The sequence below is a fragment of the Gordonia zhenghanii genome (assembly GCF_021738965.1).
Taxonomy (GTDB): Bacteria; Actinomycetota; Actinomycetes; order Mycobacteriales; family Mycobacteriaceae; genus Gordonia; species Gordonia zhenghanii.
Genome location: NZ_JAKKOQ010000008.1, coordinates 1 through 17556, shown reverse-complemented (window position 1 = coordinate 17556; position 17556 = coordinate 1). Strand labels below are relative to the sequence as shown.

Here is a 17556-nt window from a genome sequence, read left to right as displayed (position 1 = left end):
CAGAACCCCAACGAAGTGCCCGACTCGGCTGACGAGTTCCCGACCGACGAACAACTCGATGCCGCCGTCGTCGACGCGGTAGCCGCATTCGACGCAGCGTCCGACCTCGACGAGTTGACGCAGGCGAAGATCGCTCACATCGGCGACCGGTCGCCGATCGCGCTGGCCCGGCGCGCTCTGGGGTCCATTCCGAAGGATCAGCGCTCTGCGGCAGGCAAGCTGGTCAATCAGGTGCGTGGCCGAGTGTCCGCAGCGTTGGACGAGCGAACTGAGGTGCTGACCGCCGAACGCGACGCGGCCGTCCTGGTCGCCGAGACCATCGACGTCACACTGCCTGCAAGTCGTCGCCCGCAGGGAGCGCGGCACCCGATCACGGTGATCGCCGAACAAGTGGCCGACGTCTTCGTGTCGATGGGGTGGGAGATCGCCGAGGGGCCCGAGGTCGAGACCGAGCACCACAACTTCGATGCGCTGAACTTCCTTCCCGACCACCCCGCGCGATCGATGCAGGACACCTTCTACATCGCACCCGAAGGCTCCCGCCAGGTGCTGCGCACACACACCTCGCCCGTGCAGGTGCGGTCGATGCTCAGCCGCGACGTGCCGATCTACGTCGCCTGCCCAGGACGCACGTTCCGCACCGACGAACTCGATGCGACGCACACGCCGGTCTTCCACCAGATCGAGGGCCTCGCCGTCGACAAGGGGCTCACCCTGGCCAACCTGCGTGGGACTCTCGAAGCGTTCGCGAAGGCGTTGTTCGGCCCGGAGACCACCACGCGCATGCGGGCCTCCTACTTCCCGTTCACGGAGCCCTCCGCCGAGGTCGACGTCTGGTTCCCCGGCAAGAAGGGCGGCGCAGGCTGGGTCGAATGGGGCGGCTGCGGAATGGTCAACCCGAACGTGCTGCGTGCCAGTGGAATCGATCCCGACAGCTATACGGGTTTCGCGTTCGGCATGGGCCTCGAACGCACCTTGCAGTTCCGCAACGACCTGCCTGACATGCGCGACATGGTGGAGGGCGACGTGCGCTTCACCGCGCCGTTCGGTCCCGCGTTCTAGACAAGTTCCACCAGTCCTCATCGACGTCTGCGAATCGACGACTCGCGACGCGAGTTCCACACGAAAGAAGTTGGTTACCCCGTGCGACTCCCACAGTCCTGGCTGACCGAAGTACTGCGCGACGGCACGCCCGACTGGGCTGCGTCCACCGACGAGATCGACGCCGGGTTCGTCCGGGTCGGGTTCGAGATCGAGGACGTCGAGCCGTTCCCGGAGATCACCGGCCCTCTCGTGGTCGGGCGGGTCGCTGCGATCGAGGAGCTCACCGAGTTCAAGAAGCCGATCCGCTTCTGCCAGGTGGAGGTCGGCGAGGACGATCCCCGCGACATCGTGTGTGGCGCCCGTAACTTCGCGGTCGGCGACCTCGTGGTGGTGGCCCTGCCGGGGACCGTGCTGCCCGGTCCGTTCGAGATCGCCACCCGCAAGACGTACGGGAAGACCTCGGACGGGATGATCTGCTCGGTGACCGAACTCGGGGTCGGCAACGACCACTCGGGCATTCTGGTGCTCGCCCCGGGCACGGCGGAGCCGGGCGCCGATGCGCGTGAGGTGCTCGGACTCGACGACACCGCAATCGACATCAACGTCACTCCCGACCGTGGTTACGCGTTCTCCATGCGCGGACTCGGTCGCGAACTGGCGAGTGCATTCGCAGTGCCGTACGTCGACGCCGGGCTCGGCGGCTCCGCGCTCGCTGTGGCCGGAACCCGCGAGCCGTGGCCGGTGGCGATCGACACAGACAGTGCCGCCACCCGCTACACGGCACGCGTCATCGAAGGCGTCGACGCCACAGCGCAGTCGCCGTGGTGGCTGGCCAAGCGACTCCTGGTGGCGGGCATCCGACCCATCTCGGCGATCGTCGACGCCACCAACTACGTGATGATCGAACTCGGTCAGCCGCTCCACGCGTTCGACGCAGACAAGGTGCGCGGCGCGATCACAGTACGGCCCGCGCAGGCGGGGGAGACCCTCGAGACGCTCGATGGGGTCACCCGCACGCTCGATCCCGAGGACGTCGTCATCGCCGACGAGTCGGGACCGATCGCGCTGGCAGGCGTCATGGGCGGGGCCGCGACCGAGGTCGGCGACGACACCGTCAACGTGCTGCTCGAATCGGCGAACTTCGATCAGGTCCGCGTGTTCCGCACGGGCAAGCGGCACAAGCTCAGTTCGGAAGCGCAGAAGCGGTTCGAGCGTCGCGTCGATTCCGAACTCGCTGCGGTCGCATCCGATCGCGGAGCGTCGCTGATCGTCGACCTCGCCGGCGGACGCATCGCAGGCGACCTTACTGACGTGCGCCTGGACACCGAACCGATCACGCCGATCGAGATCGCTCCCGGACTCCCGGATGCGACGGCAGGCGTCGACTATCCGGCAGGCACCACGGCCGCGCGCCTGCGCGAAGTGGGCTGCGTGGTCGAGGAGGCAGGCGACGTCCTTCTCGTCACCCCACCGTCCTGGCGGCCCGACCTCGGCCAACCCGCAGACCTCGTCGAAGAGGTCCTGCGGCTCGAAGGCCTCGAAGACATTCCGGCCGTCGTTCCGCGCGCCCCCGGCGGCCGCGGCCTGTCGGCGTGGCAGCGGCGTCGCCGAGCGATCGGTGTCACGCTGGCTGCGGACGGCTTCATCGAGGTGCTGCCGTATCCGTTCATGCCCGCGGGCGTGTTCGACACGTGGGGGCTGCCGTCCGACGACCCGCGCCGTGCAGCGGTGTCGGTGCTCAACCCGCTCGAGGCCGACCGGCCGCAGCTCAACACGACGTTGCTTCCCGGGCTCCTCGAGATGGCGGCCCGCAACATCGCTCGCGGTCGACGAGACCTCGCGCTGTACGCGGTCGGTCAGGTGGTCCTCGGCGGCGACCAGGGGCCGGTCGTGGACGCGCTCGACGTCACGTCACGCCCGTCCGACGAGGACCTCGCGGCACTCGACGCGTCACTGCCGAACCAGCCGCTGTACGCCGCCGCAGTGCTGACCGGTCTGCGTGCGCCCGCTGGGCCGTGGGGGCCCGGTCGCGCCGCAGACGCATACGACGCGTTCGAGGCCGCCCGCGAGATCGCCGCGGTGTCGGGCGTGGAGTTGACGCTCGTCGCCGACGACACCCTGCCGTGGCACCCGGGACGATCGGCGCGCCTGGAGGTCGACGGCGTGACGGTCGGTCACGCAGGCGAGCTTCATCCCGCCGTCCTCGAGCGCGCAGGCCTGCCCGCACGTCTGTGCGCGTTGGAGATCGACGTCGACGCTCTGCCACTCACGGAGAGCCTGCCGTCGCCGACGGTGTCGCCGTTCCCGGCTGTGCTGCAGGACGTGAACGTGGTGGTGTCCGCGGACGTCGCGGCACGCCAGGTGCAGGACGCGCTGCGCGACGGAGCGGGCGAACTGCTCGAGTCGATCTCGTTGTTCGACGTGTTCACCGGGGAGCAGGTCGGCGAGGGCAATAAGTCGTTGACCTTCGCGCTCACCTTCCGTGCCGGCGACCGGACCCTCACCGAGGACGACGCGAGTGCAGCGAAGATGGCCGCCGTCGAGCGGGCAGCCGACGCGGTAGGCGCTCGGCTCCGTTGATCCGCCTCGTCGTCGCGGGTGTCGCCGCGCTGCTGGTCACGTTCTGGCTGCATCGCCGTCTGGTCCGAGCGCCCGGCGTACGCGGGCGATGGGCTGTGGCCGCGGATGTCGTGCTGATCGTGCTCGGTGTCGCGACGACGATGGCGTTCGCGGTAGGCGACGTGTTCGATCCCGAGTGGGCTCGTCCTATCGGGTTCGTCGGTTTCACCTGGGCCGCGGTCGTCTACTACCTGCTTCTCGGCACGGTGGCGATCGCAATCGTGTCGGGCGTGGTCCGGGTGGTGCGGCGCGTGGTGCGGCGGCCGGGCGGTGGGCTGCCGCGGCGAGTCCTGGCCGGGTCGACGGCCGTCGTCGTCGTGGCTGCACTCGCCGTGACTGGTTACGGACTCACCGAGGCCGCGTCCCCGCGGATCGTCGAGCACCAAGCCGACCTGAACAATCTTCCCGCGGCGTTCGACGGAGTCCGGATCGCCCTGGTCACCGACGTCCACGTCGGGTCGGCACGAGGAGAAGGCTTCGTCCGTCGGGTCGTCGACGACGTGATGGCCCAGCACCCCGATCTGATTCTGCTCGGCGGCGACCTGACCGACGGGACGGTCGCCAAGGTCGGCCCCGACCTCGAACCGTTGCGCGACCTGCACGCTCCGCTCGGCGTGTTCGGGATCAGCGGCAATCACGAGTACTACGTCGACGACGGCGGTGCGTGGCTCGACTTCTGGGAGACCCTCGGCATCACGACGCTCCGCAACGAACGCGTCGAACTGCAGCGAGGCGGCGACGTGGTCGATCTCGCAGGCGTCTACGACGAGACCGCACCGGATCCGTACGCGCCGGACTACGCGGCGGCGCTCGGCGATCGGGACCGCTCGCGACCGGTGATCCTCCTCGCTCATCAGCCGATTCAGGCGGAGGACGCCGCTGAGTACGGAGTGGATCTCCAGTTGTCCGGGCACACCCACGACGGCCAACTCTGGCCGAACACTTACCTGGTGCGTTTCCAGCAGCCGGTCACCGCGGGCTGGGGCGACGTCGACGGTGTCCCCGTCTACGTCACGCGAGGAACCGGTGCGTGGGGCCCGCCGGTCCGCGTACTCGCTCCGCCGGAGATCACCGTGCTCACCCTGCGTCCGAGCCCGGCCCGCTGATCGAGTTGCACTCCGCCGATCGACGTCCTACTTCCGCTGACCGAGCTGCCTGCCCGCTGACCGAGCTGCCTGCCCGCTGATCGAGTCGCACTTCCGCTGATCGAGCGGAGTCGAGATCCGACCCTGCCACTGAATTAATTTGCGTCATCATGCATAATGATTGACATGACTATCAAGGTAGCGGTCGCAGGCGCGAGTGGCTATGCGGGCGGCGAGATCCTTCGCCTCTTGTGCGGCCACCCGCGGCTGGCCACAGGTGAACTGGAGATCGGCGCACTGACGGCGGGCGGCAATGCCGGAACGCGTCTCGGTGAACACCATAAGCACCTGATCCCGCTGTCTGACCGCGTCCTGCAGGAGACGACGCCCGAGGTCCTGGCGGGCCACGACGTGGTGTTCCTGGGGTTGCCGCACGGGCAGTCGGCCGTCATCGCCGACGCGCTGCCGCCGTCGACGATCATCGTCGACTGCGGAGCCGACTTCCGGCTCGAGGACTCGGCGGAATGGTCGCACTATTACGGCGGCGACCACTCTGGAACGTGGCCGTACGGCATGCCCGAACTGCCGGGCAATCGGGAGACATTGTCGTCGACGACGAGGATCGCAGTGCCGGGCTGCTATCCGACGGTCTCGATTCTGTCGCTGCTGCCCGCGATCTCGTCCGGTCTGGTCGACTCGCGGGTCAACATCGTCGCCATGTCCGGTGCGTCGGGCGCCGGTCGGTCGCCCAAGGTCAACCTGCTCGCGGCCGAGGTGATCGGTTCGGTGCGGGCGTACGGCGTCGGCGGTGCCCATCGGCACACGCCGGAGATCACTCAGGCGCTGTCGAACGCGGCGAACACGCCCGTCGACGTGTCGTTCACCCCGGTGCTCGTGCCGACCACGCGCGGCATCCTCGCCACGTGCACCGGACGTACTTCCGCGACCGAGCAGCAGTTACGCGAGGTCTACGAGAAGGCATACGCCGACGAGCCGTTCGTACACGTCCTGCCCTCCGGCGAGTTCCCGGAGACGGGGTCGATCATCGGCTCCAACGCCGTCCTCATCGGGATCGCAGTGGACGAGCGGACCGGAACGTTCACCGCGGTCGGCGTCATCGACAACTTGACCAAGGGGACTGGCGGAGCAGCCGTTCAATCGATGAACCTCGCCGTCGGTTTCGGAGAGACCGAAGGCCTGACCGTAGTGGGAGTGGCACCGTGACCGAAGCACAGCCGCAGTCACCGTTGGAGCCCGCCGAGTTCGACGATCCGGCGTCCGGCGGCCGGATGGTCCGGCGACAAGGCGTCACCGCGCCCCTCGGGTTCCGCGCCGCCGGGCTCGCTGCCGGAATCAAGGCCAGCGGCAAGCCCGACCTGGCGCTCGTGTTCAACGAAGGGCCCGAGTACGACGCGGCGGGCGTCTTCACTCGAAACCAGGTGAAGGCCGCGCCCGTTCGCTGGTCCCAACAGGTGCTCGCCTCACGGCGGCTCCGGTCGGTGATCCTCAACTCCGGTGGCGCCAACGCGTGCACCGGTCCGGGAGGGTTCCAGGACTCGCATGCAACGGCGGAGGCCGTGGCCGAGGCACTATCGAACTGGGGCACTGAGACCGGGGCCGGGGAAGTAGCCGTGTGTTCGACCGGACTGATCGGGGATCGGCTGCCGATGGACAAGGTGCTCGCGGGGGTCACCGAGATCGTCCACGAGATGGCCGGTGGAATCGAGGGCGGCACCGACGCGGCGCACGCGATCATGACGACCGACACCGTACCCAAACAGGTCGCTCTGCACCATCCGGGCGGCTGGAACGTCGGTGGCATGGCCAAGGGTGCAGGCATGATGGCGCCGTCGCTCGCAACGATGCTCGTCGTCCTCACCACCGATGTGAAAGCCTCGGCGGATCAACTCGACGCGGCGCTGCGCCACGCGACCGCGCGCACCTTCGATCGCCTCGACATCGACGGATCCATGTCGACCAACGACACCGTGCTGCTCCTGTCCTCCGGGGCGAGTGACATCGAGGTGTCTCAGGACGAACTCGACGCAGCAGTGTTCGCCGTGTGCGACGACCTCGCCGCGCAGCTTCAGAACGATGCCGAAGGCGTGACCAAGCGGGTCGAGATCACCGTGACGGGCGCGAAGACCGACGACGACGCACTGATCATCGCGCGTTCGGTGGCGCGAGACTCGCTCGTCAAGACGGCGTTGTTCGGATCGGACCCCAACTGGGGCCGGGTGCTCGCCGCCATCGGAGTCACCCCGGTGATCATCGATCCCGACGTGATCGCAGTGTCGTTCAACGGCTCCACCGTGTGTGTGGACGGCACAGGGGTCGACGGCGCACGGGACGTCGACCTGAGTGGGAATCGCATTCACGTGGTCGCCGATCTCAAATCCGGCGACGGCGAGGCGACGGTCCGGACGACGGACCTCTCGCACGCATACGTCGAAGAGAACTCGGCGTACTCGTCATGAGCGTCGACGGAACCCCTTTGGCGAAAGCCGCGGTGATCGCCGAGGCTCTGCCCGCCCTGCAGGCACTGCACGGCAGGCGAGTCGTGGTCAAGTACGGCGGCAACGCGATGGTGGACGACGCGTTGAAGGCTGCGTTCGCCGCAGACATGGTGTTGTTGCGGGCCTGCGGTATCCATCCGGTCGTCGTCCACGGCGGCGGGCCGCAGATCTCGGCGATGCTGAAGCGACTCGGGCTGGACGGCGAGTTCCGCGGCGGCTTCCGCGTCACCACTCCCGAAGTCATGGACGTCGTGCGGATGGTGCTGTTCGGTCAGGTCGGTCGAGAGCTCGTAGGACTCATCAACCGCCACGGACCGTACGCGGTCGGGATCACCGGCGAGGACGCCCACCTGTTCACCGCGACCCGCCGCACCGCCCTGGTCGACGGAGAACCGACCGACATCGGACTTGTCGGCGACATCACCGCCGTCAACACATCGGCCGTGGACGATCTCATCCGGGCAGGCCGGATCCCAGTGATCTCGACGATCGCGCCGGACGCCGACGGCGTCGTCCACAACATCAACGCCGATACCGCGGCGGGCGCCATCGCGAGCGCTCTCTCCGCTGAACACCTGGTGATGCTCACCGATGTCGAGGGTCTCTACACCGACTGGCCCGATCGATCGTCGCTCGTTTCGAGCATCTCCGCGAGCGAGGTGGCAGCGTTGCTGCCAAGCCTCGACGCCGGAATGGTGCCGAAGATGGAGGCGTGCCTGCACGCCGTTCAAGCCGGTGTCGGCGCAGCTCATGTCATCGACGGGCGCGAGCCACACGGAGTGCTCGCAGCCCTGTTGACCGCGTCGACCGCGGGCACCACGGTTCTCGCCGACGAGAAAGGTCCCCACGAATGACCGCACCCCTGCAGCAGCGGTGGTCGTCGTCACTGATGAACAACTACGGGACGCCGGCCATCGCACTCGTGCGCGGCGAGGGCGCCGTTGTCTACGACGCCGACGGCAAGGCATACCTCGACCTGCTCGGCGGCATCGCGGTGAACGCTCTCGGCCATGCCAACCCGGAGATCGTCGACGCTGTCGCGAAGCAGTTGTCGACGCTCGGCCACGTGTCGAACCTCTACGTGTCCGAACCGGTCGTGAAACTCGCCGAACGTCTTCTCGGAGCATTCGGGCACGACGGCCGGGTGTTCCTGTGCAACTCGGGCACCGAGGCGAACGAGGCGGCGTTCAAGATCGCCCGCCGCACCGGACGCCCGCAGATCATCGCCGCCGAGGGCGGCTTCCACGGCCGCACGATGGGTGCGCTCGCAATGACGGGCCAGCCGGGCAAGCGTGAGCCGTTCGAACCGATGCCCGGAGGCGTCGACTTCGTGCCATACGGCGACATCGCCGGGCTCGAAGCCGCGGTGTCCGACCAGACCGCCGCCGTCATCCTCGAACCGATCCAAGGCGAGAACGGTGTCGTCGTCCCGCCGCCCGGATACCTCGCCGCAGCCCGAGACATCACGACCCGACACGGGGCGCTGCTCATCCTCGACGAAGTGCAGACCGGGATCGCTCGGACGGGCACCATGTTCGCGCACCATCGGTCGGGCATCGTCCCCGATGTGATGACCCTGGCGAAGGGGCTCGGTGGTGGTATGCCGATCGGCGCCGTGGTCGCTACCGGCCCGGCGGCCGAACTGTTGGGCCCGGGCCATCACGGCAGCACGTTCGGTGGGAATCCGGCGTCCGCCGCCGCAGCTTTGGCGGTGCTCGACCACATCGACGCGAACGACCTGTGCGCGCGAGTGGATGCGCTCGGCAAGTCGTTGACCGCAGACATCGAAGGTCTCGGCCACCCGCTGATCAAGGGAGTGCGCGGTGACGGCCTGCTGCTGGGGGTGGTCCTGACCGAACCGGTTTCGAAAGAGGCCGACGCGGCGGCTCGCGACGCGGGGTATCTGATCAACGCACCCGCTCCCGACGTACTGCGTCTCGCCCCGCCGTTGATTCTGTCCGACGATCAGGCCGCGGCGTTCGTCGCCGACCTCCCCGCGATCCTCGACGCCGCCGCCGCGGCGCATGCGAAAGGCTGACATGACCCGCCACTTCCTCCGCGACGACGACCTCTCGCCTGACGAGCAGACACGCGTCCTCGCGCTCGCAGCGCAGATGAAGGCCGACCCGCTGGCGGCCAAGCCGCTCGCCGGGCCGAAGACCGTCGGCGTCATCTTCGACAAGAACTCGACGCGGACCCGATTCTCGTTCGAGGTCGGCATCGCGCAGCTCGGCGGGCACGCCGTCGTGGTCGACGGTACGACGACGCAGATGGGGCGCGACGAGTCGCTCGCCGACACCGGACGGGTCCTGTCCCGCTTCGTCGACGCGATCGTGTGGCGCACCTTCGGGCAGGATCGCCTCGACGACCTCGCCGAGTATTCGTCCGTGCCGGTCGTCAACGCGCTCAGCGACTCGTTCCATCCGTGCCAGGTGCTCGCCGACCTGCAGACCATCATCGAGCACAAGGGGCAGGCGGCTGGACTGACGCTCACCTATCTCGGCGACGCGGCCAACAACATGGCCAACTCGCTGATGCTGGGTTGTGCGATCGCCGGAATGCACGTGCGAGTCTCCGGACCGGAGGGCTTCCGTCCCGCCGCCGCCGACGTCGCACAGGCACAGCGTCAAGCGGAGGCGACCGGCGGCAGCGTGACCGTCGTCGACGACCCGATCGCTGCTGCGGCAGGCGCGGACGTCCTCGTCACTGACACCTGGGTCTCGATGGGGCAGGAAGGCGACGGGCTCGATCGGGTCGGGCCTTTCCGGGCGTATCAGATCAACACAGATCTGTTGGGCCACGCCGCCGACGACGCGATCGTGCTCCACTGCTTGCCCGCTCACCGCGGCGAGGAGATCACCGACGAGGTGATCGACGGCCCGGCCAGCGTGGTCTTCGACGAGGCCGAGAACCGTCTGCACGCGCAGAAAGCGCTACTGACCTGGTTGCTGGAGAACCAGTGACCGACCCGGACCCGGCCCGCCTCGCGGCGACTCGCGCGGGTAGGCATGCGCGGATCATCGAGATCCTCGCTGCCGACATGGTGCGAAGCCAGTCGGACCTACAGCAACGCCTGGCCGAGATCGGGATCGAGGCCACCCAGGCGACCCTGTCGCGTGACCTCGACGAACTCGGCGCGGTGAAGCTGCGAGCCGCGGACGGCGGGGCAGGCGTCTACGTGGTGCCAGAAGACGGCACCCCGGTCCGCGGCGTGTCCGGTGGAACCGATCGGGTGTCGCGTCTGCTCGCGGACCTGCTGGTGTCGACGGACTCGTCCGGTGACATCGCCGTGCTTCGGACGCCGCCGGGCGCCGCGGCCTACCTGGCGAGCGCGCTGGACCGTGCGCGACTTCCCGGAGTGGTCGGCACTATCGCCGGAGACGACACGGTCTTCGTTCTGGCACGGGGCCCGCTCTCCGGAGCGGACCTCTCCCAACAGATCGAAAGCCTCGTGTGACCGCTGCGCAACATCGCGGGCTCGACCCGGCACAATGAAATCGAACGAACATCGCGTGAACCCGAACGACCATCCCGTCCCACCGACCGTCCCGTCCTACAAGGAGAACCCGACCTCATGGCCGACAGCAACGACGCAGCCACCCGCACGGAGGGCACCAACGAAGGCGCCCTGTGGGGAGGTCGATTCGCGGACGGGCCTGCTGCGGCGATGGCAGCTTTGAGCAAGTCGACGCACTTTGACTGGGCACTCGCTCCGTACGACGTCGCTGCGTCGAAGGCACACGCTCGCGTGCTCAATCGCGCAGGTCTGTTGACCGATGCCGATCTGACCGCAATGCACGTGGGGCTCGATCAACTCGCCGCGGACCTGGCCGACGGCACGTTCGTTCCGGCGGAGTCGGACGAAGACGTACACGGCGCCCTCGAACGCGGACTGATCGAACGTGTGGGCGTCGAACTGGGTGGCAGGCTTCGGGCCGGACGGTCCCGCAACGACCAGGTGGCCACGCTGTTCCGCATGTGGCTGCGCGACGGCATGCGCCGAGTCGGCTCGGGCCTGCTCGACGTCGCCGAAGCTCTCGTGGCGCAGGCGGCGGCCAACCCGGGCGTCGTCATGCCCGGTAAGACTCACCTGCAGGCAGCCCAGCCGGTGTTGTTGGGGCACACGCTTCTCGCGCATGCGCAGCCGTTGCTGCGCGACGTCGCACGTCTGGTCGACGCCGACCGACGGGTCGCGATCTCGCCGTACGGCTCGGGTGCGCTCGCCGGCTCGTCGCTAGGACTCGACCCGGTCGCGATCGCCGAGGACCTTGGTTTCGACAGCGCGGCCGACAACTCGATCGATGCGACAGCTTCGCGTGACTTCGCAGCGGAGGCTGCATTCGTCTTCGCCATGGCAGCCGTCGACTTGTCGCGGCTCGGCGAAGACGTAATCCTTTGGAGCACTCCGGAATTCGGGTACGTCACCCTCGCCGACGCGTGGTCGACGGGCAGTTCGATCATGCCCCAGAAGAAGAATCCCGATGTGGCCGAACTCGCCCGCGGCAAGTCGGGCCGTCTGATCGGCAACCTCACCGGGCTTCTCGCGACGCTCAAGGCGCAGCCGTTGGCGTACAACCGCGACCTACAGGAGGACAAGGAGCCGGTGTTCGACTCGGTCGCGCAGCTCGAACTCCTCCTGCCAGCGATGGCGGGCCTCGTCGCGACGCTGACCTTCCACGCCGACCGTATGGCGGAGTTGGCGCCCGCCGGCTTCACTCTCGCTACAGATATCGCCGAATGGCTTGTCCGGCAGGGAGTTCCATTCCGAGTGGCGCACGAGGTGGCGGGCGCGTGTGTGCGTGAGGCCGAATCGAGGGGCGTCGGGCTGAACGACCTCGACGACGATGTGCTCGCCGGGATCCATCCGGCGCTGACACCGGACGTGGCAGAGGTCCTCACCGTGGCCGGATCGATCGAGTCACGCAACGCGCACGGAGGCACCGCGTCCCCGCAGGTGGAGCGGCAGATCACGGTTGCCACGGCGACTATCGCCGAACTCCGGAAGTCGCTCGCCTGAAGTCGGCGGTCATCGTGCCTGAGACCATCCGGTACAGGTAAGGTGATCCGGGTCGCGGACCCGCTTCGGCGGTGACTACTGCCGTGGCGGGGAGAGAGGGACTGACGTGGTCGGACTGCCGAACATACGCACCGCCGTGGAGCGCATTGTCGCCACGACTCAGAACGGGCTCGAAGTGGTCCGCATGGGCGGTCTGGCGACCGGCACCGAACCTGCACCCTTCGCCGTCGTCGAGACCGAGAAGATGTTCCGGTTGCGGCGCTATTTCCCCGACGATCCCGGCACAGACGCCGCTCACGTCATTCTGATCCCGCCGATGATGGTGTCGGCCAACGTGTACGACGTGACCGAGCAGAACGGCGCGGTCTCGGTCCTGCACCGAGACGGGATCATCCCGTGGGTCGTCGACTTCGGGTCGCCCGACCACGAAGAGGGCGGCATGGAGCGCACCCTCACCGATCATGTCGTGGCGATCAGCCGAGTCGTCGACTTCGTGAGGCGCGTCGTCGGGCGGGACGTGCACCTCGGGGGCTACTCGCAGGGTGGCATGTTCGCGTACCAGACGGCGGCCTACCGGAGGTCCGAAGGCCTGGCGAGCCTCGTGACCTACGGCAGCCCGGTGGACATCACGGCGGCCATGCCGCTCGGCATCCCCGCCAACCTCGTCGTGCCGGGCGTCGAATTCCTCGGCGACCGATTCTTCAGCAACCTCTGGGTGCCGAGCTGGTTGGCGCGCACCGGTTTCCAGCTCGCGGATCCGGTGAAGACGGCGAAGAGCCGCATCGACTTCCTACGCAAACTCCACGATCGTGACGCACTCCTGCCTCGTGAAGACCAGCGTCGATTCATCGAGCAGGAGGGGTGGGTCGCCTGGTCCGGACCGGCCGTCGCCGAACTCCTCCGGCAATTCGTCGTCCACAACCGGATGATGTCGGGCGGCTTCGTCATCGACGGCGACGTCGTGTCGATGACCGACATCAGCTGCCCGGTGCTGGCGTTCGTCGGCGAGACCGACGACATCGGTCAGCCGGTCGCAGTCCGTGGCATCCAACGCGCGGCGCCGGACGCCGACGTCTACGAGACACCGGTCCCGGCAGGCCACTTCGGTCTCGTCGTGGGATCGACCGCAGGCAGGCTGTCGTGGCCGACGACGGCCGAATGGATCCTGTGGAACGACGGGCGTGGTCCGAGACCAGAGAACATGGCTCCGATGGACGCGTCGGCGTCCACCGGTACGGGAATCAGTTGGGCGAACCGTCTCACCTACGGAGTCGGTCAGGTGGCGGGCGCGGGAACCGCGGTGTCCAAAGAGGTCATCGAGGCGGTCTCGTCGATCCAGCGCACGACGGTTGCGGTAGCGAGCGAGTCAGTACGGACCGTGCCGAGGCTGTTCCGTCTCGGTCAGATCCAGCCGTCGACGCGCATCTCGCTGGCGAAGCTCATGAGCGAGAACCAACGTCGCACGCCTCTCGACGAACTGTTCCTGTTCGAGAACCGCGTCCTCACTCACGACCAGGTCAATACCCGTATCGACAACGTCGTCGCAGGTCTGATCTCGTGCGGCATCCGTCCGGGCGAACACATCGGTGTTCTGATGGACACCCGTCCGTCGGCATTGGTCGTCGTCGCAGCGCTGTCTCGGCTGGGGGCGGTCGCCGTCATCCTGGCATCGGGCGAAGACCTTCCGGAGATGCTCAAGCTGTCGGACACGCACTCGGTCATCACCGACCCGACGCACCTCGAGGTCGCAGCGGCCGTCAACGACCGCGTCCTCGTGCTCGGCGGTGGCAGCGGCGACTCGCGCGCCATTGAGCGTGCGGATGGCGAGCACGTGATCGACATGGAGCAGATCGACCCCGACGCGGTGCGGGTGCCGGTCTGGTATCGCCGTGATCCGGGTCTTGCCGGCGATCTGGCGTTCATTCTCTTCACGAAGACCCAGGGTCGCGTCGCGAAGTGGTCGATCACGAACCACCGTTTCGCGATGTCGGCGTTCGGCGCCGCGGCCGCTGCGGGTCTGTCGAACCGGGACACCGTCTACTGCCTGCCCCCGCTGCACCATGCGTCGGGTCTATTGACCACGCTGGGCGCGACCGTTGCCGGGCGCTCGAGGATCGCGCTCTCGAATGGCGTGGATCCCGAGACGTTCGCGTTCGAGGTCCGCCATTACGGTGTGACGGTCGTGTCGTACACGTGGTCGATGCTGGCGGATGTCTTCCATGGATCTAAGTTCGATCCGGCCCAGCTCAACACCGTCCGCCTGTTCATGGGGTCGGGTCTGTCGACCGGCCTGTGGTCGGAGATCGGCGAGGTCCTGCCGACTGCGCGTGTCCTCGAGTTCTTTGCGACGGCCGATGGATCGACGATCCTCGCGAACGTCGACGGCAACAAGGTCGGCTCGATGGGTCGTGCGCTTCCCGAGACGAACTCGGTCCGCATCGCGGCGTACGACCCCGACAGCGAGCAGTTGCAGGTGGACGCCGACAGCGGATTCATCCGGGAGGCAGCACCGAACGAGGTCGGAATGCTCGTCGCGCACGCGGCACAGCGGTTCGGATCGAACGGGCTCGTCCTCCGGGACGTGTTCCGCACGCACGATCGGTGGGAGGTCACGGGAAGCCTCTTCCGCGCCGATGCGGACGGCGACCTGTGGTTCATGGGGTCCGCGCAGACCGTGATCCGCACCGCTCACGGAGTCGTCTACGCGGTACCGATCCAGCAGGCACTCTCGCAAGTCGCCGCCGTCAATCAGGTCGCAGTCTACGGCGTTGGCTCGCCGGGGACGCAGGTCGCGGTTGCGGTCGTCAGCCTTCGTCCCGACGCCGCGTCGGTGACACCTACGACGCTCCGAGTCAGCCTGGGATCGTTGCCGTCCGACGAGCGCCCGGACCTCATCTGGGTCACTAACGAGATGCCGCGTTCCGAATCGTTCCGAGTCATTACCAGCAAGTTCGTCGCGGCAGGCATCCCGAAGCCGGGTGCCCGAGTCTGGTACCGGGACGGCATGGGTCGTTACCGCCGGTACACGGCTCGCGCGGCCAAGGCCGTCGACTGGTCGTCGCCGACACCACACGCCGCTGCCCAGGCTCTCGAGTGACGCAGCGGCCCGAGTAACCTCGGAACCCATGAGCACCCGCGCCCAACGCCTCGACCCGGTCGTCCGCGACCGGCTCGTCTGCCCGCAAGACCTCGGCGAACTGATCGACGCAGGAGACGAGTTGTACAACCCGCGCCTGCGTGTCGCGTACTCGATCGACGAGCTCGGCATCCCCGACATGCTCATCGACGACGCTCGAACAGTCTCCGATGAGGAGCATCAAGCGTTCACTGCAGTGCAGGGGAGTGAGAACGCTGATGACTGACGACATTCTCGACGACCTGGCCTGGCGCGGCCTCATTGCCCAGACCACCGACATCGATGCGTTGCGCAAGGCTCTCGCCGATGGTCCGATCTCGCTGTACGCGGGATTCGATCCGACCGCGTCGAGTCTGCATGCGGGCCACCTCGTGCCGCTGCTCACTCTCCGACGGTTCCAGGCGGCAGGCAATCGTCCGATCGTCCTGTCCGGGGGAGCGACCGGCCTGATCGGCGACCCGCGGGACGTCGGCGAACGCACGATGAACTCCGAGGACACGGTCGCAGGTTGGGCCGGCCGAATCGTCGGACAGCTCGAGCGGTTCGTGGACATCGACGACTCGCCGACCGGTGCCGTGCTGGTGAACAACATGGACTGGACGGGCCCGATGAGCACCATCGAGTTCCTCCGCGACGTCGGCAAACACTTCTCGGTGAATGTGATGCTCGCGCGCGATACGGTCAAGCGCAGACTCGAGTCCGACGGAATCAGCTACACGGAGTTCAGCTACCTGCTGCTCCAGTCGAACGACTACCTGCAGTTGTACCGGCGTTACGGAGCGGTGCTGCAGATCGGCGGCTCCGATCAGTGGGGCAACATCGTCGGCGGTGCGGATCTCATTCGCAAGGTCGATGGTGGCACCGCGCATGTCCTGACCGTTCCACTCGTCACCTCGGCCGATGGAAAGAAGTTCGGCAAGTCGACGGGTGGTGGGAGCGTCTGGCTCGATCCCGAGCTCACCTCGCCATATGCCTGGTACCAGTACTTCGTCAACACTGCTGACGCGGACGTCGTCGACTACCTCAAGTGGTTCACGTTTCTGTCGCGCGACGAGATCGTCGAACTGGAACAGGCCACGGCCGAGAAGCCTCATCTGCGTCTGGCACAGAAGCGCCTCGCAGCCGAACTCACGACTCTCATCCACGGCGCCGACATGACTGCGGCAGCCGAGCTGGCGAGCCAGGCCCTCTTCGGACGTGCGGAGCTCGACGGAATCGACGAAGGCACACTGTCGGCCGCCCTGTCCGAGACCGGTATCGCGGAGTTCGACGCCGGCGCGGCACCGACGATCGTCGAGCTGCTCGTTGCTTCGGGTCTGGCCACCGGCAACAAGGCAGCCCGCCGTGCGGTCGACGAGGGCGGAGCCTACGTCAACAACGTGAAGATCACCGACGCCGAGTGGGCTCCGACGAGTGACGACCTGCTGCACGGACGATGGCTCGTGCTCCGCCGCGGAAAGAAGACCTTCGCGGGAGCGCGAATCGGCTGACGACCAGCGGATTTGTCTTCGCGGTGGCCGTCTAGTAACTTTCTTCAAGTCCGAGCGGCACAGCCGCGACGACACCGAAATCCCGCACCGCCCAGCGAGTTGAAAGACTCCGCCGCGGTGAGGTACAGTAGGAAGCCGCTTCGGCAAAGTTCAGTTTCGTTCCCTGGTGACGGGGTTCGGGTGTGGGTTTTGTCTGGTGGTATCTGGCCTGATAGGTTGGGGGAGTTGGCCTGAAAACGGCTGACGGAACAATTTTTTATGTGCTTGCTGGAGTTCGGCCCTGGTGTGGGTTGGTGCTGGTGGGTGTGTGTTCTTTGAGAACTCGATAGTGTGTGATGGATTTTCTTGTGCCATATTATTTTTGTTTTGTGGCTGAGATTGTCTGTTTGTGACAAGGATGAACCTCTTTTGGGGGTTTGTTGTTTTTATAGAGTAGATTTATCAGTCAGTTTTTTTGGATTGGTCAGGTTTGCTTTCTGGCTTTGTGTCGAAATTGCCTGCTTTTGGTGGGTGTTTTGATGTTTTTTGTTGGAGAGTTTGATCCTGGCTCAGGACGAACGCTGGCGGCGTGCTTAACACATGCAAGTCGAACGGAAAGGCCCAGCTTGCTGGGTACTCGAGTGGCGAACGGGTGAGTAACACGTGGGTG

At 66.9% G+C, this 17556-nt stretch carries 13 protein-coding genes and 1 rRNA gene; all 14 read left to right on the top strand.

The window, feature by feature from the left end; all coding sequences use genetic code 11:
* Window positions 1–15 precede the first annotated feature (15 nt).
* Entirely contained in the window at window positions 16–1062 is a 1047-nt protein-coding gene (gene pheS / locus L5G32_RS10320; protein ID WP_237011225.1) for a phenylalanine--tRNA ligase subunit alpha, read from the top strand.
* Window positions 1063–1143: 81 nt separating this feature from the next.
* Window positions 1144–3624 (top strand): phenylalanine--tRNA ligase subunit beta, encoded by a 2481-nt coding sequence (gene pheT / locus L5G32_RS10315; protein ID WP_237010962.1) that lies wholly within the window; start codon window positions 1144–1146, stop codon window positions 3622–3624.
* Window positions 3621–4769 (top strand): metallophosphoesterase, encoded by a 1149-nt coding sequence (locus L5G32_RS10310; protein ID WP_237010961.1) that lies wholly within the window; start codon window positions 3621–3623, stop codon window positions 4767–4769. The genes pheT and L5G32_RS10310 overlap by 4 nt, the downstream gene beginning before the upstream one ends.
* A 165-nt stretch (window positions 4770–4934) precedes the next feature.
* On the top strand, window positions 4935–5972 hold the full coding sequence (gene argC / locus L5G32_RS10305; RefSeq protein ID WP_237010960.1) for an N-acetyl-gamma-glutamyl-phosphate reductase: 1038 nt from the start codon (window positions 4935–4937) through the stop codon (window positions 5970–5972).
* Window positions 5973–5995: 23 nt separating this feature from the next.
* On the top strand, window positions 5996–7225 hold the full coding sequence (gene argJ / locus L5G32_RS10300) for a bifunctional glutamate N-acetyltransferase/amino-acid acetyltransferase ArgJ (protein WP_237011224.1): 1230 nt from the start codon (window positions 5996–5998) through the stop codon (window positions 7223–7225).
* Window positions 7222–8118, top strand: a complete 897-nt coding sequence (argB, locus tag L5G32_RS10295) for an acetylglutamate kinase (protein WP_237010959.1) — start codon at window positions 7222–7224, stop codon at window positions 8116–8118. Before argJ ends, argB begins: the two co-directional genes overlap by 4 nt.
* A complete protein-coding gene (locus L5G32_RS10290; RefSeq protein WP_237010958.1) occupies window positions 8115–9302 on the top strand; it encodes an acetylornithine transaminase in 1188 nt (395 codons plus the stop codon). The genes argB and L5G32_RS10290 overlap by 4 nt, the downstream gene beginning before the upstream one ends.
* Window position 9303: 1 nt before the next feature.
* Window positions 9304–10227, top strand: coding sequence for an ornithine carbamoyltransferase (gene argF / locus L5G32_RS10285; protein ID WP_237010957.1), 924 nt, complete (start codon window positions 9304–9306; stop codon window positions 10225–10227).
* Window positions 10224–10721, top strand: coding sequence for an arginine repressor (locus tag L5G32_RS10280; protein ID WP_237010956.1), 498 nt, complete (start codon window positions 10224–10226; stop codon window positions 10719–10721). The genes argF and L5G32_RS10280 overlap by 4 nt, the downstream gene beginning before the upstream one ends.
* A 117-nt stretch (window positions 10722–10838) precedes the next feature.
* Window positions 10839–12281 carry an argininosuccinate lyase gene (argH, locus tag L5G32_RS10275; RefSeq protein ID WP_237010955.1) on the top strand — a complete coding sequence of 481 codons (1443 nt, stop codon included), beginning with the start codon at window positions 10839–10841 and terminating at the stop codon, window positions 12279–12281.
* A 106-nt stretch (window positions 12282–12387) separates the two neighbouring features.
* Window positions 12388–15378: an AMP-binding protein gene (locus L5G32_RS10270; protein WP_237010954.1), complete on the top strand. Its 2991-nt coding sequence runs from the start codon at window positions 12388–12390 to the stop codon at window positions 15376–15378.
* Window positions 15379–15406: 28 nt separating this feature from the next.
* On the top strand, window positions 15407–15643 hold the full coding sequence (locus L5G32_RS10265; protein ID WP_237010953.1) for a Trm112 family protein: 237 nt from the start codon (window positions 15407–15409) through the stop codon (window positions 15641–15643).
* Complete coding sequence (tyrS, locus tag L5G32_RS10260) at window positions 15636–16907, top strand: tyrosine--tRNA ligase (protein WP_237010952.1); 1272 nt, start codon at window positions 15636–15638, stop codon at window positions 16905–16907. The genes L5G32_RS10265 and tyrS overlap by 8 nt, the downstream gene beginning before the upstream one ends.
* Before the next feature lie 525 nt (window positions 16908–17432).
* Window positions 17433–17556, top strand: a 16S ribosomal RNA gene (locus L5G32_RS10255); the annotation flags it as partial.